Annotated in this window: 1 protein-coding gene; it reads right to left on the bottom strand. The window is 70.3% G+C overall.

The window, feature by feature from the left end; translation table 11 throughout:
- On the bottom strand, positions 1-323 hold a 323-nt coding region (locus ACFHWT_RS31525; protein WP_416598359.1), incomplete at both ends, for a hypothetical protein.

Below are 323 nucleotides of genomic sequence, written 5' to 3'. Positions count from 1 at the left end.
CGACGCTGGTGGTGCCGGTTTCGGGGTCGGTAGCGATCACGGTGTCACCGGGCTTGACCTGCTCGATCGGCGTGGTGGTGCCGTCGGCCATCAGGACCCTGGTGCCGGGGGTGAAGCTGTTGTTCAGCGGGCAGCTGTCGGCGGGTTTGTCTCCGCCGCCGCTGGATCCTGCGTTGGAGCGGGTGCTGGCGCCGGTGTTGCCGCCGGGTTTCGAGGTGGCTTTGCCCCCGCTCCCGCCTCCTCCTGCGCTGGCCCGGCCGCCGCTGGCGGTGGAGGCTTTGGGGTTGGTTTTGGCCTGGGCCTGTTTCTGGACGGGGTTGCCG

The organism is Micromonospora sp. LOL_021 (genome assembly GCF_048060215.1).
GTDB lineage: Bacteria > Actinomycetota > Actinomycetes > Mycobacteriales > Micromonosporaceae > Micromonospora_E.
This window is presented reverse-complemented; position numbering and strand designations above follow the sequence as displayed.